This is a genomic window from Salinarimonas soli, assembly GCF_008386575.1.
Classification (GTDB): Bacteria; Pseudomonadota; Alphaproteobacteria; order Rhizobiales; family Beijerinckiaceae; genus Salinarimonas_A; species Salinarimonas_A soli.
Window position 1 is genome coordinate 12992 of sequence record NZ_VUOA01000019.1, and the last position, 20471, is coordinate 33462.

Annotated in this window: 23 protein-coding genes; 13 read left to right on the forward strand and 10 right to left on the reverse strand. The window is 72.5% G+C overall.

Annotation, left to right across the window (positions count from 1 at the left end):
• The first annotated feature begins 54 nt into the window (after positions 1 to 54).
• Positions 55 to 1308 carry a molybdopterin molybdotransferase MoeA gene (locus F0L46_RS09125; protein ID WP_149816839.1) on the forward strand — a complete coding sequence of 418 codons (1254 nt, stop codon included), beginning with the start codon at positions 55 to 57 and terminating at the stop codon, positions 1306 to 1308.
• A gap of 12 nt (positions 1309 to 1320) precedes the next feature.
• Here F0L46_RS09125 and F0L46_RS09130 read toward each other — a convergent pair whose 3' ends face one another.
• From F0L46_RS09130 to F0L46_RS09160, 7 genes are all read right to left on the reverse strand, one after another.
• Positions 1321 to 1503 (reverse strand): hypothetical protein, encoded by a 183-nt coding sequence (locus tag F0L46_RS09130; protein ID WP_149816841.1) that lies wholly within the window; start codon positions 1501 to 1503, stop codon positions 1321 to 1323.
• A gap of 88 nt (positions 1504 to 1591) precedes the next feature.
• Positions 1592 to 2227 (reverse strand): molybdenum cofactor guanylyltransferase MobA, encoded by a 636-nt coding sequence (gene mobA, locus F0L46_RS09135; RefSeq protein ID WP_149816842.1) that lies wholly within the window; start codon positions 2225 to 2227, stop codon positions 1592 to 1594.
• Positions 2228 to 2231: 4 nt separating this feature from the next.
• Positions 2232 to 2798 (reverse strand): hypothetical protein, encoded by a 567-nt coding sequence (locus F0L46_RS09140; protein ID WP_149816843.1) that lies wholly within the window; start codon positions 2796 to 2798, stop codon positions 2232 to 2234.
• Positions 2791 to 3669, reverse strand: a complete 879-nt coding sequence (locus tag F0L46_RS09145; RefSeq protein ID WP_149816844.1) for a formate dehydrogenase accessory sulfurtransferase FdhD — start codon at positions 3667 to 3669, stop codon at positions 2791 to 2793. The genes F0L46_RS09140 and F0L46_RS09145 overlap by 8 nt, the downstream gene beginning before the upstream one ends.
• The gene (locus tag F0L46_RS09150; protein WP_149816846.1) at positions 3666 to 3974 is read right to left on the reverse strand and encodes a type II toxin-antitoxin system RelE/ParE family toxin; all 309 of its coding nucleotides are present in this window, start codon (positions 3972 to 3974) and stop codon (positions 3666 to 3668) included. Before F0L46_RS09150 ends, F0L46_RS09145 begins: the two co-directional genes overlap by 4 nt.
• 3 nt (positions 3975 to 3977) lie before the next feature.
• On the reverse strand, positions 3978 to 4256 hold the full coding sequence (locus tag F0L46_RS09155; protein WP_149816847.1) for a type II toxin-antitoxin system ParD family antitoxin: 279 nt from the start codon (positions 4254 to 4256) through the stop codon (positions 3978 to 3980).
• Between the two features lie 49 nt (positions 4257 to 4305).
• Positions 4306 to 5442, reverse strand: a complete 1137-nt coding sequence (locus tag F0L46_RS09160) for an Mrp/NBP35 family ATP-binding protein (protein ID WP_240539928.1) — start codon at positions 5440 to 5442, stop codon at positions 4306 to 4308.
• A gap of 261 nt (positions 5443 to 5703) precedes the next feature.
• Between F0L46_RS09160 and F0L46_RS09165 the strand changes: the two genes are divergently transcribed.
• The 3 genes from F0L46_RS09165 to F0L46_RS09175 all read left to right on the forward strand — a co-directional run bounded on the left by F0L46_RS09165 (position 5704) and on the right by F0L46_RS09175 (position 8130).
• The gene (locus F0L46_RS09165; protein WP_149816849.1) at positions 5704 to 6207 is read left to right on the forward strand and encodes a pyridoxamine 5'-phosphate oxidase family protein; all 504 of its coding nucleotides are present in this window, start codon (positions 5704 to 5706) and stop codon (positions 6205 to 6207) included.
• Between the two features lie 323 nt (positions 6208 to 6530).
• Positions 6531 to 7823: a nicotinate phosphoribosyltransferase gene (gene pncB / locus F0L46_RS09170; RefSeq protein ID WP_149816850.1), complete on the forward strand. Its 1293-nt coding sequence runs from the start codon at positions 6531 to 6533 to the stop codon at positions 7821 to 7823.
• Positions 7824 to 7938: 115 nt separating this feature from the next.
• The gene (locus F0L46_RS09175) at positions 7939 to 8130 is read left to right on the forward strand and encodes a hypothetical protein (RefSeq protein WP_149816851.1); all 192 of its coding nucleotides are present in this window, start codon (positions 7939 to 7941) and stop codon (positions 8128 to 8130) included.
• On the opposite strand, the gene F0L46_RS09180 is transcribed toward F0L46_RS09175, so the two are convergent.
• On the reverse strand, positions 8070 to 9047 hold the full coding sequence (locus F0L46_RS09180) for a LysR family transcriptional regulator (RefSeq protein WP_210247628.1): 978 nt from the start codon (positions 9045 to 9047) through the stop codon (positions 8070 to 8072). The genes F0L46_RS09175 and F0L46_RS09180 overlap by 61 nt on opposite strands.
• Positions 9048 to 9165: 118 nt before the next feature.
• On the opposite strand from F0L46_RS09180, the gene F0L46_RS09185 reads away from it, so the two are divergent.
• Positions 9166 to 9603 (forward strand): DoxX family protein, encoded by a 438-nt coding sequence (locus F0L46_RS09185; protein ID WP_149816852.1) that lies wholly within the window; start codon positions 9166 to 9168, stop codon positions 9601 to 9603.
• A gap of 83 nt (positions 9604 to 9686) precedes the next feature.
• Positions 9687 to 10286 carry an NAD(P)H:quinone oxidoreductase gene (wrbA, locus tag F0L46_RS09190; RefSeq protein ID WP_149816853.1) on the forward strand — a complete coding sequence of 200 codons (600 nt, stop codon included), beginning with the start codon at positions 9687 to 9689 and terminating at the stop codon, positions 10284 to 10286.
• A 220-nt stretch (positions 10287 to 10506) separates the two neighbouring features.
• Here wrbA and F0L46_RS09195 read toward each other — a convergent pair whose 3' ends face one another.
• Positions 10507 to 11475 carry an L-threonylcarbamoyladenylate synthase gene (locus F0L46_RS09195; RefSeq protein WP_149816854.1) on the reverse strand — a complete coding sequence of 323 codons (969 nt, stop codon included), beginning with the start codon at positions 11473 to 11475 and terminating at the stop codon, positions 10507 to 10509.
• Positions 11476 to 11625: 150 nt separating this feature from the next.
• Here F0L46_RS09195 and F0L46_RS09200 point away from each other — a divergent pair, with 150 nt between their 5' ends.
• The 3 genes from F0L46_RS09200 to F0L46_RS09210 are packed head-to-tail and all read left to right on the forward strand — an operon-like array spanning position 11626 to position 15021.
• The gene (locus F0L46_RS09200; RefSeq protein ID WP_149816855.1) at positions 11626 to 13407 is read left to right on the forward strand and encodes an acyl-CoA dehydrogenase; all 1782 of its coding nucleotides are present in this window, start codon (positions 11626 to 11628) and stop codon (positions 13405 to 13407) included.
• 11 nt (positions 13408 to 13418) lie between these two features.
• Positions 13419 to 14177 carry an enoyl-CoA hydratase-related protein gene (locus F0L46_RS09205; protein ID WP_149816857.1) on the forward strand — a complete coding sequence of 253 codons (759 nt, stop codon included), beginning with the start codon at positions 13419 to 13421 and terminating at the stop codon, positions 14175 to 14177.
• A gap of 13 nt (positions 14178 to 14190) precedes the next feature.
• A complete protein-coding gene (locus F0L46_RS09210; RefSeq protein WP_149816858.1) occupies positions 14191 to 15021 on the forward strand; it encodes an SDR family NAD(P)-dependent oxidoreductase in 831 nt (276 codons plus the stop codon).
• Between the two features lie 175 nt (positions 15022 to 15196).
• On the opposite strand, the gene F0L46_RS09215 is transcribed toward F0L46_RS09210, so the two are convergent.
• On the reverse strand, positions 15197 to 15625 hold the full coding sequence (locus F0L46_RS09215; protein ID WP_188311926.1) for a nucleoside deaminase: 429 nt from the start codon (positions 15623 to 15625) through the stop codon (positions 15197 to 15199).
• A gap of 119 nt (positions 15626 to 15744) precedes the next feature.
• Here F0L46_RS09215 and F0L46_RS09220 point away from each other — a divergent pair, with 119 nt between their 5' ends.
• The 4 genes from F0L46_RS09220 to F0L46_RS09235 all read left to right on the forward strand — a co-directional run bounded on the left by F0L46_RS09220 (position 15745) and on the right by F0L46_RS09235 (position 20418).
• On the forward strand, positions 15745 to 18045 hold the full coding sequence (locus F0L46_RS09220; protein ID WP_149816862.1) for a pseudouridine synthase: 2301 nt from the start codon (positions 15745 to 15747) through the stop codon (positions 18043 to 18045).
• 15 nt (positions 18046 to 18060) lie between these two features.
• Positions 18061 to 18618: a 16S rRNA (guanine(966)-N(2))-methyltransferase RsmD gene (gene rsmD, locus F0L46_RS09225; protein WP_149816863.1), complete on the forward strand. Its 558-nt coding sequence runs from the start codon at positions 18061 to 18063 to the stop codon at positions 18616 to 18618.
• Between the two features lie 111 nt (positions 18619 to 18729).
• Complete coding sequence (locus F0L46_RS09230; RefSeq protein WP_149816864.1) at positions 18730 to 19674, forward strand: ribose-phosphate pyrophosphokinase; 945 nt, start codon at positions 18730 to 18732, stop codon at positions 19672 to 19674.
• A gap of 99 nt (positions 19675 to 19773) precedes the next feature.
• On the forward strand, positions 19774 to 20418 hold the full coding sequence (locus tag F0L46_RS09235) for an RDD family protein (protein WP_188311901.1): 645 nt from the start codon (positions 19774 to 19776) through the stop codon (positions 20416 to 20418).
• The last annotated feature ends 53 nt before the right edge of the window (positions 20419 to 20471 follow it).

Sequence of the window (20471 nt, forward strand, 5' to 3'; positions counted from 1 at the left end):
CGCGGCACCGACCCTGACACGAAAGGGGCTCGATCCCGTCGCGGCTGCGAGGTCATGGCTCAGCTCTCCGACGATTGCTTCGCCTTCGGCGGCGCCCTCATGTCCCTCAACGAGGCGACCGCCCTGATCCGCGAGCGGGTCGCGCCCGTGGCCGAGCCGCAGACCGTGCCGCTCCACCTCGCCGACGGCCGGGTGCTGGCGGACGCGATCGCGGCGCCCCTGGACCTGCCCCCCTTCGACAATTCCGCCGTCGATGGCTACGCCGTGCGCTTCCAGGACCTCGCGCCTGCGGGCGACACGGTCCTGCCCGTCTCGGGGCGGCTTGCGGCGGGGCGCGGCATCGAGGGCTCGCCCATGCCTAAGGCGGCGCTTCGCATCTTCACCGGGGCTCCCATGCCGCCGGGCTTCGACACCGTGTTCATGCAGGAGGACACCCGGGAGGAGGGCGGGCGCGTCGTGCTCCCGAGCGGCCTCAAGGCCGGCGCCAACCGGCGGCCCGCGGGCGAGGACGTGGCGCAGGGCGCCGCCGTGCTCCCCGCCGGGCGGCGCCTGAGGCCGCAGGACGTGGCGCTCCTCGCGGCGCTCGGGATCGCCGAGGTGCCCGTGCGCCGCCGGCTTCGCGTCGCCGTGTTCTCGACGGGCGACGAGATCGTGAGCCCAGGCGAGCCCCTGGGACCTGCGAGCCTCTACGACTCGAACCGGTTCACCCTGCTTGCCCTTCTCTCGCGCCTCTCGTGCCAGGTGACGGACCTCGGCATCCTCCCCGATGCCCGCGACGCGGTCGCGGGCGCCCTGCGCGAGGCGGCATCGGGGCACGATCTCCTCATCACCTCGGGCGGCGTCTCGACGGGGGAGGAGGACCACGTCAAGGCGGCCGTCGAGGCAGCGGGCGGGCTGTCGTTCTGGCGCGTGGCGATCAAGCCCGGGCGGCCGGTGGCGCTCGGCACGGTGGCGGGCACGCCCTTCATCGGGCTGCCGGGCAATCCCGTGGCGGTCTTCGTCACCTTCGCGCGCGTCGCCCGCGCCCTCGTGGCGCAGCTCTCCGGCGAGGCCTGGGAGCCCGCGGCGCCGTTCCCCGTGCGCTCGGACTTCGCCTACAAGAAGAAGGAGGGGCGGCGGGAATATGTGAGGGTGCGCCTCATGCGGGCCGCCGACGGGGCGCTCGTGGCAAGCAAACACCCGCGCGAGGGCGCGGGCGTGATCACGTCGATGACGGAAACGGACGGCTTGGCGGAGCTTCCCGAGGGGATCACCCGTGTCGCGCCAGGCGACACGCTCGCCTTCCTGCCCTACGCGGCCCTAATCTAGGGGCCCGCCTGGTCAGTGGCGCGGCGCCGGATTGCCGGACCAGTTCTGGCCGACGAGGTTCTCGCCGGGCTGGCCGACCCGGGCGCCCGTGGTGGCGAAGGCCTCGTAGGCGGGCTCCTGCACGGCGTTCAGGATGAGAGCCGAGCCGATCCCCAGGACGAGGGCGGCGACGGCCGACGCGATAATGACCTTCATAAGCAGGCGATCTCCCAAACGTCTTGTTATGCCCTGATCTTGCCGGGAACGGGTCGCGCCTTCAAGCGCCGGCCCCGTCAGCCCTCCCTTATCGCGTCTCCCCATGGACGTCCACGAGGCGCTCGGCCTCCGCGATGTCCTCGGGCGTGTTGGCATTGAAGAACGGATCGACCGGCTCGGCTTCCCAATCCGCATGCGCGACGCCGTGTCGGGCGGTCCAGCGGTCGATCTTGCGCATGTCCTCGACCACGAGGGCATGGCGCAGGTCGCCTCGGAGAGACACGCGCCACAGGGCGTTCACGGGATGGGCCTGCCCGCCCGAGCGGGCGCAGGCGAGCGGCGTCCCGGCCGCCTCGCGGGCGGCATGAAGGCGCGCGACGAAGTCGTTGGGGAGAAAGGGCGAATCCGCCGCCGCGCTCGCCACCCACTCGAGCTCCGGGCGGTTCGCCGCCGCCCAGTCGAGGGCGGCCAGGATGCCCGCGAGCGGCCCCGCGAAACCCGGCACGTCGTCCGCCACCACCGCAAGCCCCGAGGCGGCGAAGCGCGCCGGGTCGCCGTTGGCGTTGAGGATCAGGCCGTCGCACTGCGCGTCGAGGCGCTCGCTCGCCCGTTCCAGGATCGTGCGGCCATGGATCGTCCGCATGGGCTTGTCGCCGCCGCCCATGCGGCGGGCAAGGCCGCCGGCGAGGAGGACGCCGAGGGTGGGGGGTGCGGTTCGCTGCATGAACTCAGGCCTGCTGCTGGGTGCTGCGCCCGACGAGGGCCGCTACGGCGTCCTGCAGGTCCCGCGCGATGCGGTCAGCCTGCGCGACTCCGATGAAGCCGGATTTCCGTGTCCATGGGCCGTACCGGTGGAAGAGCCTGTACGTTACGGGGAGGGCCTCGTTGAAGAACAGCACGTGGCCATAGCCGTTGGCTGCGGCCTCGGTCTCGACGAACGCGATTGAGCCGAGAGGATGGGCCGAGGTCGCCGTCGGCGAGAGGATCAGGGCTCGCTGGTCGGTGAGAGCGTAGAGCATTGATGCCGCCGCACGGCGTGTGCGAAACGGCGCTGTGACTAACCAAGTCCCAAACGCCAGGAGGGGCATGCCGAGAAGCACGGCTTCTCCGCCAACCCACACGGTGGCAGCGATCCAGACGAAGGCGAGATGCAGCAAGAGAACGCCGAACAGCCATTCAAGGCCGAGCTCCCGCCGTCCCACAAGCCTCGGATCGGGCCGGTCCCACCAAGCCAGCACCTCGCCAGACTGAAGGCTCGCTCGGATCACGTCTGGCGGCTTCGCGCCCTCACTCATCGCCCGCCCCCTTGCGCCGGTTCTTGGCGCTCTCCTCCTCCACGTAGGCCAGGTCCTGGTCGAACACGATCCGCTCCTCGCCGGCGAGCGCGATGAAGCGCTTGCCCTTGGCGCGGCCGACGAGGGTCAGCCCCGTCTTGCGGGCGAGCTCCACCCCCCAGGCCGTGAAGCCGGAGCGGGAGACGAGGATGGGGATGCCCATGCGCACGGTCTTGATCACCATCTCGGAGGTGAGCCGGCCCGTGGTGTAGAAGATCTTGTCGGCCCCGCTCTCGCCCTGGCGGAACATCCAGCCCGCGATCTTGTCGACCGCGTTGTGGCGCCCGACGTCCTCCATGTAGACCAGCGGCCGGTCGGCCCGCGCCAGCACGCAGCCATGGATCGCGCCCGCCTCCAGGTAGAGCGAGGGCGTGGTGTTGACGGCGTGGGTGAGCCGGTAGAGCCAGGAGGTGCGCAGCTCCGCCCGCGGCAGCACGACGCCCTCCAGCGCCTCCATGAGGTCGCCGAAGGCGGTTCCTTGAGCGCAGCCCGAGGTTTGCGTCCGCTTCTTGAGCTTGCCCTCGTAGTCCGTCTGCCGCTCGGTGCGCACCACCACCACGGCGAGGTCCTCGTCGTACTCCACCTCGGTCACGGTGTCGTCGGGATGGAGCATGTTCTGGTTCAGCAGGTAGCCGATCGCCAGGTACTCGGGATAGTCGTTGATCGTCATCATCGTGACGATCTCCTGGGCATTCAGATACAGCGTCAGCCCCCGCTCGACGGGCACGGCCGTCTCCACCCGCTCGCCGCGCTCGTTCACGCCGCTGACGGCCTGGGTCAGGCGGGGATCGTGGGGGTTCGGGGCGAGGAGGAGGGGGCTGGCGTCGGTCATTGGGTCTCGTTGTCGGGCCAATCGAGGCGGCCGAGGTCCCGGGCGCTGTCGACGATGCGCAGGATCAGGACGGCGTCGGGATCGGGCCGGTAGAAGATGACCCAACGCTCGAAGAGGAGAGACCGCACGTCGGCGCGGACGTCCGGACGCGGACGGCCCAGGTGAGGGCGATCGATCAGCTGGCCGCATCGCCGGAAGATCCCGTCGACGAAGCGGTCGGCGACCGCCGGATCCCGATCGGCGAGGAAGGCGTGTATGGCGAGCAGGTCGTTCTCGGCCGCGGTGCTGAGAAGGAGACGGCGCAAGGATCAGCCCTTCGCCGCACGCCGCCGCCGCGCCTCGGCCTTGATCGCCTCCGGGTCGAACGGGCCCGCGATCCCGCTGTCGATCCCCTCCTGCACCGCCGCGCGCAGCCAGGCGAGCTTCTCCTCGTCGCTCGGCTCGCCCGGTTCCGGGGCTTGCGACAGCCGCTCCAGAAGGAGCAGCGCCTCGCGCACGACCTCGCTCGCCGACCCGAAGCGCCCGTCGCGCACGGCGCTCTCGATGAAGCGGGCCTCCTCGTCCGACAGGTCGATCCTGATGTGCATGCGCGCCTCCTCGCGCGATCCTAGGACGGGCGCGACCGCGCGCAAACCCTCACTCGAACACGATCCGCGGCGCTGCCTTCGCGGTCCCCCCGCCCGACAACCCCGCCCATACCGTCGCGGCGATGTCCCGGTAGATCCGCGCCTGCGGTCCCTCGGGCTCGATGGCGACCACGGGACGGCCGGCGTCGGAGGTCTCGCGGATGGTCATGTTGAGGGGCACCTCGCCTAAGAAGGGCACGCTGAGCTTCTCGGCTTCCCGGCGGGCGCCGCCATGGCCGAAGATGTGGCTCGTCTCCCCGCAATGGGGGCAGACGAAGGTGGCCATGTTCTCGACGAGCCCTAAGATCGGCACCTCGACGCGCTTGAACATCGCTACGCCCCGGCGGGCGTCGATCAGCGCCAGGTCCTGGGGAGTCGAGACGATCACGGCGCCGGCGAGCGGGGTTGCCTGCGCCATGGTGAGCTGGGCGTCGCCCGTGCCCGGCGGCATGTCGACCACGAGCACGTCGAGCTCGCCCCAGGCGACCTCGCGCAGCATCTGGGTGATGGCGCTCATCACCATGGGCCCGCGCCAGATCATCGGCGTCTCCTCCTCCACGAGGAAGCCGATGGACATGACCTTGATGCCGTAGCCGTCGAGGGGCTCGAGGATGCGCCCCGACAGGACCCGCGGCTTGCCGTGCAGCCCGAAGAGCTTCGGCATGGAGGGGCCGTAGATGTCGGCGTCGAGCACGCCGACCCGCAGCCCTTGCGCGCGCAGCGCCAGCGCCAGGTTGCAGGCGGTGGTCGACTTGCCGACGCCGCCTTTGCCCGACGCCACCGCGATGACGTGGCGCACGCCGGGGATGCCTTGCGCCCGCGGGGAGGGGGCGGTGCCGGGGCGGCCGGGCTGGATGCCGGCGCGGGCCGGCGTGTCGGTGACGGGACCCTTCGGCGGCGCCCGGTCGGCCGTGAGGCTCACGAGAACCTGGCCTGCGCCCGGCAGCGCCTTGACGGCGGCTTCCGCCGCCTGGCGCACGGGTTCCATCGCGGCGGCCTCGGTGGGGTCGATCGCGATCGAGAACATCACCCGGCCGCCCTCCGCCACCACTTCGGACAGGCGGCCCGAGGCGGCGAGGCTGCCCCCGCTCGCGGGCAGGGTCACGGTCGAGAGGGCCTGCAGCACCTGGGCCGGATTGATCGCCACCAGAGGTCTCCTTGGGGTACGCGTTTCGCTCCTCATGTAAGCCTCCAAGGCCGGCCGGTCGATCCCCGGCGCGGCGGATCGGCTCTGCGGCCGCGGGGCGCCGCGAGATCCTGACGCAACGGAAACCATCGCTGGGCGGGGCCGTTGTCCCAGGGCCAAACCCGGCGCCCGGTCGCGAACCGGGCGGATGCCGCCATGCGCGGACGGCCGTCCACTCGGCCCGGGGATCCGGACATTCTTCCCGAGAGGAGACCTCAAGCCATGCACCACGGCCAGCACGACAAGGAAGGCGCCCAGAAGCTCTACGAGCTCGTCAAGGACGTGCAGATCTGCATGTTCACCACCGTCGAGGACGACGGCTCGCTGCGCTCGCGCCCCATGCACAACCAGACCGCCGACGAGCACGGCGACTTCTGGTTCTTCACGAAGGTGCCCTCGGGCAAGACGAGCGAGATCCGCAAGGACCAGCAGGTGAACCTCGCCTTCTCGAACCCCTCGAAGCAGGATTACGTGTCGGTGTCCGGCACCGCCGAGATCATCCGCGACCGCGCCGCCATCGACAAGCACTGGTCGGAGCCCATGCGCACCTGGTTCCCGAAGGGCAAGGACGACCCCTCCATCGGCCTCATCCGCGTGCGCCCCACCTTCGGCGAATACTGGGATTCCCCGTCGAGCACGATGCTGCACATCTACGGCTACGTGAAGGCCGTGGTCACCGGCACGCCCCCGAAGGGCGGCGACGACGTGAAGGTGAACCTGAAATAAGGGCGGAGCTCTCCCCCTCTCCCGGATGGGAGAGGAGTGCACGAAGTGCCAGGGGTAAGGGTGGCGCGCTGACACCAGCTCGCGCCCACCCCTCCGCTTGTCATGGCCGGGCTTGACCCGGCCACCCAGTCGACGCGTGGGCCTGGGTCCCCGGGTCAAGCCCGGGGATGACGGTGGTGCGGCGGTGAGGTGACGCGACGCGATCGGCCGCCCACCCTCACCCCTGACCCCTCTCCCATCCGGGAGAGGAGGAGCTCCCACCCCCTTCCACACCCCCATCCCGTCCTTTAAGGTCGCGGCCCCTGTTCGCGTGAGGGTCTGCGATGGTCGACATCGCCACTCGGGTCTACAATCACAACTGGAAGATCGACCCGATCGTCCGGTCCGTCCTGGATACGGACTTCTACAAGCTGCTCATGGCCCAGACGATCTTCCGCCGCATGCGGGACGTCCGGGTCACGTTCGGCATCCACAACCGGACCCGCGAGGTGCGGCTCGCCGACATCGTCGACGAGGGCGAGCTGCGCGAGCAGCTCGATCACGTGCGCTCGCTTCGCCTCACGCGGGGCGAGTCGACCTGGCTGCGCGGCAACACCTTCTACGGCAAGCGCCAGATGTTCTCGCCGGAGTTCATCGCCTGGCTCGAGGGCTTCCGCTTCCCCGACTACCACCTGGAGAAGCGCGACGGGCAATACGTGCTCACCTTCGAGGGCCCCTGGATCGAGACCACGATGTGGGAGATCCCGGCGCTCGCCATCCTCAACGAGCTGCGCTCGCGGGGCGTCACCAAGGGCATGGGCAAGTTCGAGCTCCAGGTGCTCTATGCCCGCGCCATGACGCGGGTGTGGGAGAAGATCGAGGTGCTGCGCGGCCTCGACAACCTGTCCATCGCGGATTTCGGCACGCGCCGCCGCCACGGCTTCCTGTGGCAGGACTGGTGCGTCCAGGCCATGATGGAGGGCATCGGCTCGTCGTTCCTGGGCACCTCCAACTGCCTCATCGCGCTCAGGCGCGAGGCGGAGGCGGTGGGCACCAACGCCCACGAGCTGCCCATGGTCTACGCGGCCCTGGCCGACACGGACGCGCAGCTGGACATCGCCCCCTACCGGGTCCTGGAGGACTGGCAAGAGGATTACGAGGGCAACCTGCGCGTCATCCTCCCCGACACCTACGGCACCACGGGCTTCCTCGCCCACGCGCCCGACTGGGTCGCGGGCTGGACCGGCATCCGCGTCGACTCGAAGGACCCCATCGAGGGCGGCGAGGAGGCGATCCAGTGGTGGCGGGCGCGGGGGCAGGATCCGAAGGAGAAGCTCGCCATCTTCTCCGACGGCCTCGACATCGACCGCATCGTCCACATCCACCGGCACTTCTCGGGGCGCATGCGCATCGGCTTCGGCTGGGGCACGCTTCTCACCAACGATTTCCGGGGCCTCGTCGCGGGCGGCGCCCTCGACCCGATCTCCATCGTCTGCAAGGTGATCTCGGCGGACGGGCGCCCGGCCGTGAAGCTCTCCGACAACCCCACCAAGGCCATGGGGCCCTCGGAAGAGGTGGAGCGCTACAAGCGCGTCTTCGGGGTCGGACGCCAGGCCGCGGTGCCCGTGGTGGTGTGACGGGGCAAGCGCCGCATCGAGCGCCCGATTCGCCACGGCCTTGACGCAATCGCCCGCGCAATTAGCGTCCCGACGACCTCCTCCGATCCATCACACCAAACGTCCGGGAACGCACATGTCGGGTCTCTTGGCGGGCGCCGCGCTCGCGATGCTCCTCTTCCTGCCGGTCATCGCCTGGCCGGGCCTCGCCTTCCGGGCCGGCGCCACCCTGGAGCTCGCGGCCAAGGGCGATTCGCGGGCGCGGGTTCAGCTTCTCGCGCTGCTCGCCGCCATGGGCGGGTTCGTCGGCGCGTTCATCGGCGGCTGATCCTCCCGGCCCGCCTCGCCCTCGATCCGCCGCCGCACCTTCGCCACCTCGATCGCCACGAAGTCGAGGAAGGCGCGCACCCGGGCCGACTGGCGCAGGTCCGGATGGGTGAGGAGCCACAGGCCCGTGGAGAATTCGGGGTTGGGCGGCGCGAGGCGCACGAGGCCGGGCCGGTCGTCGGCGATGAAGCAGGGCAGGGGGCCGATGCCGATCCCCGCCTCCACGGCCTCCGTGAGCCCCAGCACCGTGTTGACCTTGTAGACGATCCGCTCCGAGGGCACCCGCTCGCGCACGAAGCGGGCCACCTTGAGGACGCCGAGATTGTCGCCGAGCGCCACCCAGGTGCGGTCGAGGAGGTCCGTCAGGCTCAAGCCCTCCGGCTGCGGGAAGTCGGCGGCGCGGCCGTAGATCGCCCAGGCGATCGTCGCCGCGCGCCGGCCCACGAGGTTCTCGGGCGGGTTGTCGGTCGCCCGGATCGCCACGTCCGCGTCGCGCTTCGACAGGTTGAGGGCCTGGTTGGCGAGCACCACGTCGAGGCGGATCTCCGAGCACTGGGCGCAGAACCGGGCGAAGATCGGCGTGAGAAGATGGACGAGCAGCGTGTCGTTCGTGGTCACCCGCAGCTCGCCCGCGGGCGAGAGCGCCTGGCCCGCGAGCTTGCGGGCGAAGGTGGCCACGTCCTCGTCCATGCGGCTCGCCAGCGCCTGCATCTCCTCGCCCGCCGCCGTGAGCTGGTAGCCCGTGCGGTGGCGCTCGAAGAGCTTCAGCCCGAGCGACTCCTCGAGCTGGCCGAGCCGGCGGAACACCGTCGAGTGGTTCACGCCGAGGCGCTCGGCGGCGCCCGTGAGCCCCCGCGCCTCGGCGATGCTCTTCACGAGCCGGAAATCGTCCCAGGCGAGGGCTTTGGCCGGATCCATGATCTTGCGTCCATGCAAATCGCTTGCTGCAAACTTAGCCATGGATATGCGATTTGGGAAGGGGCATGTTGGCGGGGTCGGCAGCCCGCCGCATCGCTTCCCAATCTGGAGATCCCCCGTGATCGACCAACGCCTCGCTCCCTACGGCGCCCTCGCCCTGCGTGTCGCCCTCGGCACCATGTTCATCGCCCATGCCGGCCTCAAGGTCTTCGTGTTCACCATGCCGGGCTTCGCCGGCTTCCTCGCCCAGGTGGGCTTCCCGCCGATCCTCGCCTATCCGATCGTAGCGGCGGAGGTCGTCGGCGGCGCGGCGATCATCCTCGGCCTCTACGGCCGCCTGGTCTCGGTCGCGCTGCTGCCGGTCCTCCTCGGCGCCGTGATGGTGCATGCCGGCAACGGCTGGCTCTTCACCGCGGCGAATGGCGGCTGGGAATATCCCGCCTTCCTGGCGGTCGCCGCGCTCGCCCATGCCCTGATCGGCGACGGGGCGCTCGCCCTGCGGCCCTTCTCGCTGCGGCAGGAGCCGGTCACCGGCCTCTCGCCCCGCGCCGCGTAAACCGTCCACCTCGACTCAAAGCTTCGGCGGCGCCCCTCCCCGGGCGCCGCCTTTCGCCTGTCGTGACCCATAAGGAGATCCCCATGACGAAGGTTCTGATCCTGTACTACTCGACCTACGGCCATATCGAGACCATGGCGCACGCGGTGGCCGAGGGCGCGCGCCAGGCCGGCGCAGAGGCGGTGGTCAAGCGCGTCCCTGAGCTCGTGCCCGAGGACGTGGCCCGCAACGCGCATTTCAAGCTCGACCAGCAAGCCCCGATCGCCACGGTCGCCGAGCTGCCCGACTACGACGCCATCATCGTGGGCGTGCCCACCCGCTACGGCCGCATGGCCTCGCAGATGGCGAACTTCTGGGACCAGGCGGGCTCGGTCTGGGCGTCGGGCGCGCTCACGGGCAAGGTGGGCTCGGTGTTCACCTCGACCGCCACCCAGCATGGCGGGCAGGAGACGACGCTGTTTGCGGGCATCACCAACCTGATGCATTTCGGCATGGTCATCGTGGGCCTGCCCTACTCGTTCCAGGGCCAGATGACCCTCGACGAGATCACGGGCGGCGCGCCCTACGGCGCCACGACCATCGCCGGCGGCCAGGGCCAGCGCCAGCCCTCGGCGAACGAGCTCGACGGCGCCCGCTTCCAGGGCCGCCACGTGGCCCAGATCGCCGCGAAGCTGAAGGGCTGAGGCGGGCCTCCCCTCTCCCGGATGGGAGAGGGGTGCACGAAGTGCCAGGGGGTGAGGGTGCACGCCGGGAGGGGCGCACCACCCTGCCGCCACTCCACCGTCATCCCCGGGCTTGACCCGGGGACCCAGACAGACGGTTCGACTGGATGGCCGGGTCAAGCCCGGCCATGACAAGCGGAGGTGCAGGAGCGANNCCCCTCCCACCCGGGAGAGGGGCCGATCACACCCGCTCTGCCGCAGCCCGGCGCAGGCGGTCGTTGATGGCCTCGCCCAGGCCCGTGCGCGGGATCGGGGCCACGGCGATCGTGCCGGCGCCCGTGGCGTCGAGGCGGTGGAGGTGGCCGAACAGGTTCGCCGCCGCCTCCGCGAGGTCGCCCTGCGGGCTCAGGTCCAGGACCGCCGCGGCGGCCTCGACGCCTGGCAGCGCGCCCGCCCCGAAGAGCAGGGCCGCCTCCCCCGGCCGGATCTCCCGCGCCCTCAGCCGCACCCGCGCCCGCGGCGCGTAATGCGAGGCGAGCATGCCCGGCGCCCGCGGGGCCTGGCCCGGCTCCTCGGCTTCCGCGAGCCCTTCCCCCAGCGCCGCCTCGATCGCCTCGCGGGGCACGCCGCCGGGGCGCAGCAGGGTGGGGCGCCCGCCAAGGCATGCGATGATCGTCGATTCCACGCCTACCCGGGTGGCGCCGCCCTCCAGGATCGCGTCGATGCGCCCGTCGAGGCCCGCGAGCACGTGCGCCGCCGTGGTGGGGCTGATCCGCCCGGAGCGGTTGGCGGAAGGCGCGGCGATGGGCCGCCCGGCGGCGGCGAGCAGCGCGCGGGCGAGGGGGTGGGACGGCACCCGCAGCGCCACGCTGTCGTGCCCCGCCCGGGTGAGCTCGCTCACCGTCCCCCCCTCCGCGAGCGGCACCACGAGGGTGAGGGGCCCCGGCCAGAAGCGCTCGGCGAGCGTCAGCGCCGCGCCGTCGAACCGGCCCTGGAGCCGCGCCGCCGCGAGGTCCGGCACATGCGCGATGAGAGGGTTGAAGCGCGGGCGGTTCTTCGCCGCATAGATGCCCGCCACGGCCCTCGGATCGGTGGCGTCGGCGCCGAGCCCGTAGACGGTCTCGGTCGGGAACGCGACGAGGCCGCCCGCCCGCAGGATCTGCGCCGCCCGCTCCACGTCGCCCCCGCTCAAGCGCTCCGTCCGGCTCATCGCGCGACACCCGGTCGCCGGGCCCGGCGCGTTGGGGAAACTTGCCGATGGTTCATATATGAACTATCTCCGGGCCTGTGCGAGCGGCCGAAAGGTGCGCTACCCTGTCCGTCAACGGCAGCCGAAGCCGAACGCCAATCGGAGGAAACCATGACCTATCGGGCGCCCGTCGCCGACATGCTCTTCACCATGCGTCACGTCGCAGGTCTAGACCACGCGATTGAAGAAGGGCTTTACGGCGATCTCTCGACGGATCTGGTCCAGTCCATCCTGGAGGAGGGCGCCCGCTTCGCGGGGGAGGTGCTGGCGCCCCTGAACCGCATCGGCGACCAGCACGGCACGCCCCTCAAGGACGGCGCCATCACCATGCCGCCGGGCTGGCGCGAGGCCTATCATGCCTGGGCCCAGGCCGGCTGGAACGCGCTCCCCGGCCCCGTGGATTACGGCGGCCAGGGCCTGCCGACGCTGCTCAACTCGGCTTGCGTCGAGATGTGGAACGCCGCCAACATGGCTTTCGGGCTGGGCCCCGTCCTCACCATGGGCGCCATCGAAGCGCTGACCGCGCACGGCTCGGACGAGCTGAAAGGCCGCTACCTCGAGAAGCTCGTCTCCGGCGAGTGGACCGCGACCATGAACCTCACCGAGCCCCAGGCGGGCTCGGACCTCGGCGCGCTTCGCACCCGCGCCGAGCCCGTGGGCGACGGCTCCTACAAGATCACCGGCCAGAAGATCTACATCACCTACGGCGAGCACGACCTCACCGACAACATCGTCCATCTCGTGCTGGCGCGCCTGCCCGACGCGCCGGCCGGCACCCGCGGCATCTCGCTCTTCCTCGTGCCGAAGGTGCTCCCCGACGGCACGCGCAACGACGTGCGCTGCGCCGGCATCGAGCACAAGCTCGGCATCCACGCCTCGCCCACCTGCACCATGGTCTATGGCGACGGCGGCGGCGCGACGGGCTGGCTCGTGGGCGAGGCCAATCGCGGCCTCGCCGTCATGTTCCTCATGATGAACAACGCCCGCCTCGCGGTCGGTCTCCAGGGCGTGGCCATCGCCGAGCGCGCCTACCAGCAGGCCCTGTCCTACGCCAAGGACCGGCGCCAGGGCCGGGCCCGCACCGTCCAGGCCGAGGGCATGCACCCGATCATCGAGCACCCGGACGTGAAGCGGATGCTCCTCACCATGAAGGCGTCCACCGCCGCGGCCCGCGCCATCTGCTACATGACGGCCGCCGCCCTCGACCGCTCGCACCTCGCGGGCGACGCCGACGCCAAGCGCGCCGCGCACGAGCGCGCCTCGATCCTCACCCCCGTGGCGAAGGCCTTCTCGACCGACATCGGCATCGAGGTCGCCTCCACGGGCGTGCAGGTCCATGGCGGCATGGGCTTCGTCGAGGAGACGGGCGCGGCGCAGCACCTGCGCGACGCCCGCATCGCGGCGATCTACGAGGGCACCAACGGCATCCAGGCCATCGACCTCGTGGCCCGCAAGCTGCCGCTCTCAGGCGGCGAGGCGGTCCGCGCCCTCATCGCCGAGATGCGCGGCACCGTCACGGGCGTGACGAAGAACGGCGACGCGGCCTTCGGCGACACGGCGGCCCGCCTGCGCGAGGCGGTGGAAAGCCTCGACCGCGCCACGAGCTTCATGCTCAAGGCGCTCGCCTCCAACGATCCCGACCAGGCGCTTGCGGGCGCGACGCCCTATCTCCGCCTCTTCGGCCTCGCCCAGGGCGGCACGGCGCTCGCCAAGGCGGCGCTCGCGGCCTCCGCCGCGATGAAGGCCGGCGAGACCGATCCGGCGCACGGCGCCCGCATCGCGCTCGCCCGCTTCTTCGCCGAGAACCTCGCCATCGGGGCGCGCGGGCTGGAGGACACGGTGACCGCGGGCGCCGGCTTCCTGCAGGACGCGCCGCTGGCGCTGGCGAGCTAGGGGAGGGGGCGATGACGGACCAGGTCGAGATCACCCGCGAGGGAGGCGTCATGCGCCTCCGGCTCGCGCGGCCGGAGAAGAAGAACGCGCTCACGGGCGCGATGTACGGCGCCCTCATGGGAGCCTTCCGGGAGGCCGAGGCCGACGACGGGATCGGCGCCCTCCTCATCACGGGCTCGGGCGGCTCGTTCACGGCGGGCAACGACATCGGCGACTTCCTCGCCTTCGCGGCCGATCCCGGCAAGGCGCCGCCCTTCAGCTTCGTGCGCGCGCTCGCCACCCTGGAGAAGCCGCTCGTGGCGGCGGTCGAGGGCGTGGCGGTGGGCATCGGCACCACGCTGCTCCTCCATTGCGACCTCGCCTTCGCGGCGCCGACCGCCAGGTTCCGCATGCCCTTCGTCGATCTCGGCCTCGTGCCGGAGGCCGGCTCGAGCCTGCTCCTGCCCCAGCGCGTCGGCCTCGCCAAGGCCTCCGAGCTCCTGATGCTGGCGGAGGGCTTCGACGCGGCGGAGGCCCATCGCCTCGGCCTCGTCAACGCCGTCGTCCTCGCCGAGAGCCTCGAGGCGCACGCGCTCGCCAAAGCCCAGGCGCTCGCCGCCAAGCCCCGGGGCGCGATGCTGGCCACCCGCCGTTTCCTGCGCGGCGACCGCACGGTGTTGCTCGCCGCCATCGACGCCGAGGCGGTCGCTTTCGGGAAGGCGCTGGCCTCGCCCGAGGCCCGCTCCGCCTTCATGGCCTTCCTGTCGAAGCCGAAGGCCGCCGCCTCGTAGGGCGGGGAACGCCATGAGCCCGCCGCTCGCGGACCGCATCTGCCTCGTCGCCGGCGCCTCGCGCGGCGTCGGCCGCGGCATCGCGCGGGCGCTCGGCGAGGCCGGGGCGACCGTGATCGTCACCGGGCGCTCGAGCCAGGCGGGCGCGATCACCGACGGGCGGCGCGAGACCATCGAGGACGCCGCCCACGAGGTCGGCGCCGCGGGCGGCCGCGGCCATCCCTATCGCTGCGACCACACCAGCGAGCGCGAGGTCGACACCCTCGTCTCCTGGGCCCTGCGCCGCTTCGGGCGCATCGACGTGGCGGTGTCCTCCGTCTGGGGCGGCAACGAGGGCCATGACGGCGAGCGCTTCGCCGACGGCTCGGCCTGGGGCGATCCGTTCTGGCGCCGGCCCGTGGCCCGCTTCGGCCATCTCATGGAGACGGGCCCCTACGCGGCCCTGCTCCTTGCCCGCGCCGTGGCCCCCGCCATGGTCTCGGCCCGCCGGGGGCTCCTCGCCTTCGTGTCCTTCTCCACGGAGGAGGGCTATCTCGGCGACATCCACTACGACCTCGCCACGGCGGGCCTCAACCGCCTGGCGCTGGCCTGCGGTGAGGAACTGCGCGGCCACGGCGTCACGGCGCTCGCCCTGACGCCAGGCCGGGTCCGCACCGAGCGCGCCGCCGACGCCGGGCTCGACGCCACCGAGAGCCCGCTGTTCGCCGGCCGCGCCCTCGCCGCGCTCGCCGCCGACCCCGACGCCGCCCGCCATGCCGGCCGCAACCTCCACGCCGCCGACCTCGCCCGCCTCTACGGTTTCACGGACATTGACGGGAGCCAGCCGGAGCGCTTCCGGCCCTGAGGCGCCACGCTGCTCCCTCCCCCCTTGTGGGGGAGGGCTGGGGTGGGGGGTGACGGCGGTGATCTGACCGGAGAGGTTGCTATCCGAACGGTTGCGACTGGTTCTGCTCCACCTCCGCCGTCACCCCCACCCCCAGCCCCTCCCCGCAAGGGGGAGGGGAGCACGGCATGCGCCCCTACCGCCTCTCCTGGAAGAACCCTCGCAGCACCGCCGCCGCCTCGGTCTCGCGCAAGCCCCCGTAGACCTCCGGCGCGTGGTGGCAGGTGGCGGAAGCGTAGAGGCGGACACCGTGCTCCACCGCGCCGCCCTTCGGATCACCGGCGCCGAAATAGAGGCGGCGGATGCGGGCGAAGGAGATCGCGCCCGCGCACATGGGGCAGGGCTCCAGGGTCACGTAGAGGTCGCAGCCCGTGAGCCGCTCCTGGCCGAGCGCGGCGCAGGCGGCGCGCAGCGCCAGGACCTCGGCATGCGCGGTGGGGTCGTTGAGCTCGCGGGTGCGGTTGCCGGCGGCGGCCAGGACGGCGCGGTCGCGCACCACCACGGCCCCGACGGGAACCTCGCCCCGCGCGCCCGCCGCACGGGCTTGGGCGAGGGCTGAGGCCATGGGATCGAAGGGGGGCGGCTCGTCCGGGCGCATGGGTGTGTCCAGCATCGGGCATCGACCTGATGACGCGGGGTCAATGCGCTCTCGCATCTCACATATCTCTCTGATATCAAGCCGCAATGACCGACAAGAATGACGACGATGCCGGAGGCCGCGCGCCGCGCGGACGCCCGCCGGCCCGCGCCCCCCGTGGCGACCGCCCCGCCCGCGCTGCCCGCCCCCCGCGCGGCGACCGGCCCGACCGACCGCCGCGCGCCCGCGAGGACGGCGAGCGACCGGCCCGCTCGGGCGCGGGCGACCGGAACGCCCGCCCGCGCCGCGAGGATGGCGACCGGCCCTTCCGCAAGCCCGCGGGCGACCGTGACGCGCGCCCGCGCACCGGCGGCGGCGACCGCCCCTTCCGCGGCAAGCCGGGGGGCGACCGCCCGTTCCGCAAGCCCGACGGCGACCGGCCGCAGCGTGCCCGCCCCGACGGGGACCGTCCCGCCCGTCCGCGCCGCGAGGACGGCGACCGCCCGTTCCGCGCCCGCTCGAACGACGGCGAGCGCTCGTTCGGCGGCGACCGCCCCCCGCGCCGGCCCGAGGGGGACCGGCCGAACCGCGGCCCTCGCCCGCAGGGCGACCGCCCGTTTCGCTCCCGTTCCGAGGGCGACCGGCCCGCGCGGGGTCCCCGTCCCGAGGGCGACCGCCCGTACCGTCCTCGCCCCGAGGGGGACCGTCCCTTCCGCTCCCGGCCCGAGGGCGACCGCCCCGCCCGTGGTCCTCGGCCGGACGGTGACCGCCCCTATCGCCCCCGTCCCGACGGCGACCGGCCGGTCCGCGCGCGTCGCGAGGACGGCGACAGGCCCGTTCGCGGCCCCCGCACCGATGCCGAGCGGCCGCAGCGGTCCTTCGACGGGGCGCCCCGTCCCGCCCGCCGGCCCCGCGCTGGGGCCGATCGCCCCAAGCGCGCGCCCGACGCCGCCCCGGCCGGCACGGAGCCCCTGGAGGAGCGGATCGCGAAGGTAATGGCCCGCGCGGGCGTCGCCTCGCGCCGCGACGCCGAGAAGATGATCGAGGACGGGCGCGTGACGCTCAACGGCGAGGTCGTGGCCTCCCCCGCCCTCAACGTGCTCGCGGACGCCGACATCCGGGTCGACGGCGAGCCCCTGCCGCAGAAGGAGCGCACCCGCCTGTGGCTCTTCCACAAGCCGCGGGGCCTCGTGACGACGGCGCGCGACCCCGAGGGGCGCCCGACCGTGTTCGACAGCCTGCCCTCCGAGCTGCCCCGCGTGGTGGCGGTGGGCCGCCTCGACATCAACACGGAGGGGCTGCTGCTCCTCACCAACGACGGCGGCCTCGCCCGCGTCCTGGCCCATCCCACCACGGGCTGGCTGCGGCGCTACAAGGTACGGGCCTATGGCGACATCGACCAGGCGGCCCTCGACGGCCTGCGCGGCGGGATCAGCATCGACGGGGTCGATTACGGGCCCATCGAGGCGCGCCTCGACCGCGCGCAGGGCGACAACACCTGGCTGACGCTGGGCCTGCGCGAGGGCAAGAACCGGGAGATCAAGGTGGTGCTGGAGCATCTGGGCCTCCAGGTGAACCGCCTCATCCGCATGTCCTTCGGGCCGTTCCAGCTCGGCGAGCTCGAGATGGGCCTCGTCGAGGAGATCCCGACCCGGGTGCTGCGCGATCAGCTCGGCGAGGCCCTGGCCCAGGAGGCCGGGGTCGACTTCGCCTCTCCCGTGCGCGAGCCGATCGACGAGCGCGACGCCTACGAGGAGCGCCGCCCGGAGCGCCGCGACGAGCGGCCCGCGCGCGGGCGCACCGGCGAGGACAGGCCCCGCCGCACCCGCGACGACGAGCGCCCGGCCCGCCCGCGCCCCGGGGACGACCGTCCGGCGCGGGGCGGCAAGCCCCAGCGTCCCGGCCGCGAGGGCGACCGGCCCGACCGCGCCGAGGCGCCCGCCCGTCTGGTGCGGCGCACCACGTGGCGCGCCGACGAGGACACCGCCGAGCCCAAGGCCTTCAAGCCCCGGCGCAAGACGGATCCTGCGACGGAGCGCGCCGCCAATGCCGAGCGCCCGCGCGAGCGGGTCGGCGCCATCAAGGGCACCAAGGGCGGCAAGGTGCTCGTGGAGCGCCTCGTGGCCCAGCCGAAGCCCGAGGCCGAGGAGCGGCCCGCCCGCCGCTCCCGTCCGCCGCAGGGCGACGACACGCCCCGCCGTCCCCGGCCCCGCTCCGACGAGCGCCCGGCGCGCTCCGACGGCCCGCGTCCGCCCCGCGCGGGCGGCGACCGCCCGCCCCGCGACGCCCGTCCTCCTCGCGACGGCGCGCCGCCCCGGCGCGGCCCGCCTTCGGGCGGGCGCGGCGGTCCTCCGGGTCGCGGCGGTCCTCCCGGCCGCGGCGGTCCCCCGAAGGGCCGGCGGTCCTGATCGGAGCGGCGGGGCGTGCGCATCGTCGGCGGCCGCTTTCGCGGACGGGGCCTCGCGGGCCCGAGGTCGGACGCCATCCGCCCGACCTCCGACCGCCTGCGCGAGACGATCTTCAACATCCTGGCGCACGGCTATGACGACCCCGTCCCCGGCGCCCGGGTGATCGACCTGTTCGCGGGCACGGGCGCCATGGGGCTCGAGGCCCTGTCGCGCGGCGCGGCCTTCGCGGTGCTCGTGGACGAGGGCGCCCAGGCGCGCGGGCTCATCCGCGAGAATATCGAGACCCTCGGCCTTGCGGGCGTGGCGCGCCTGTTCAAGCGCGACGCCACCCGCATGGGCCGCATCGAGCGCATCGAGCCCTTCTCCCTCCTCTTCTGCGACCCGCCCTACGGCCGCGACCTCGCGCCCAAGGCCCTGGCTTCCTGCGCCGAGGGCGGGTGGCTCGTCCCCGGCGCCCTCGCCGTGGTGGAGGAGACGCAAGGGGCGGAGGTGGCGCTGCCCGAGCGGTTCGAGGAGATCGAGCGGCGGGATTACGGCGAGACGCGGATGCTGTTCGCGCGCTTCGCGGGGTGAGAGGGCAGGCGGCGCGATCCCCCGCGCATATTGTGACAGCTTCGCAACGCTGCTAAGACCGCCCCCGCTCCCCATTGGCCGGTCCTGCGGCGTGAAAGCGGCTCGTTCCTCATGAAATCCTCCATCAAGATCGTCGCGGGCAACTCCAACCGGCCGCTGGCGGAGGCGATCGCGTCCTATCTCGACGTGCCGCTCGCCCGCTGCCAGGTGAAGCGCTTCGCCGACATGGAGGTCTTCGTCGAGCTGCAGGAGAACGTGCGCGGCGAGGACGTGTTCGTGCTCCAGTCGACGTCGTTCCCCGCCAACGACCACCTCATGGAGCTTCTCATCATCATCGACGCGCTGCGCCGCTCCTCGGCCCGGCGCATCACGGCGGTGATCCCCTATTTCGGCTATGCCCGCCAGGACCGGCGCGCGGCGGGCCGTACCCCGATCTCGGCGAAGCTCGTGGCGAACCTCATCACGGAGGCCGGCGCCGACCGGGTCCTCACCCTCGACCTCCACGCAGGGCAGATCCAGGGCTTCTTCGACATCCCCACCGACAACCTCTTCGCCGCGCCCGTGATGGTGCGCGACGTGAAGGAGCGGCTCCCCGGCGGCAACCGCATGGTGGTGTCGCCGGACGTGGGCGGCGTGGTGCGCGCCCGCGCGCTCGCCAAGCGCATCGACGCGCCGCTTGCCATCGTCGACAAGCGGCGCGAGCGCCCGGGCGAGTCCGAGGTCATGAACATCATCGGCGACGTGGAAGGGCGCTCCTGCATCCTCGTCGACGACATCATCGATTCCGGCGGCACCCTGTGCAACGCGGCCGACGCGCTCCTCGCCAACGGCGCCAAGGAGGTCTACGCCTACATCACCCACGGGGTGCTGTCGGGCGGGGCCGTGTCGCGCATCGCGAATTCCAAGCTCAAGGAGCTCGTGATCACGGACTCGATCCAGCCCACCCACGCCGTGGCGCTCGCCAAGAACATCCGCGTCATCAACATCGCTCCGCTCATGGGCGAGGCGATCGGGCGCACGGCGACCGAGAGCTCGGTGTCGAGCCTGTTCGACTGACCCTGCGGCAGCGCCGTCGCGTGTGCTCCGGCGCACGCCCAAGCTCGGGGCGCCGGGCTACCCCCATGGCATGTCCCGGACGGGATGGGGGAAGACAGCATGAACGCCGACACTGGAACGGGTGACCTCTGGCATATTCGCACCGGAGGCCAGGATTACGGGCCCTACACGGTCGATCAGATCCGGGGCTTCATCAACGAGGGCCGCGTCCAGGCCCAGACCGAGATCGCCGCCGCGGGCAGCGCCATGTGGACCACGGTCGCCGCCCTGCCGCTCTTTGCGGCCCTCTTCGCCCCCGTCGCCCCGCGCTCGACCGTCCGGCCGGCGCTTCCGCCCACGCCCGCGGGCGCCATGGCGGACCGGGCGGGCTTCGGCGTGCGCGCGGGCGCCATCCTCATCGATACCGTGATCCTCGTGGCGGCCCAGATCGTCGTCGGCGGCATCCTGAGCTTCATCGTCGGGGACGCGCTCGCGAGCCTCGTCACGATGGTCGGCATGGTGGCCTATTTCGTCCTGCTCCATTCGAGCCCGCAGCAGGCGACCATCGGCAAGCGCGTCCTGGGGCTCCGGCTCGTGCGCGACGACGGCACGCCCGTGACCCCGATTCTGGCGCTCGGCCGCTATGTCGCGGGCGCCCTGTCGGCGCTGATCCTCGGCATCGGCTACCTCATGGCGCTGCGCGCCGACCGCAAGACCCTGCACGACATCCTGTGCGCCACCCACGTGGTGCGCGTGAACGCCTGACCCTGGACGGGGCCGGGGCCTCGGGTCCCGGCCCGCACCAGCGGCTCCCCACC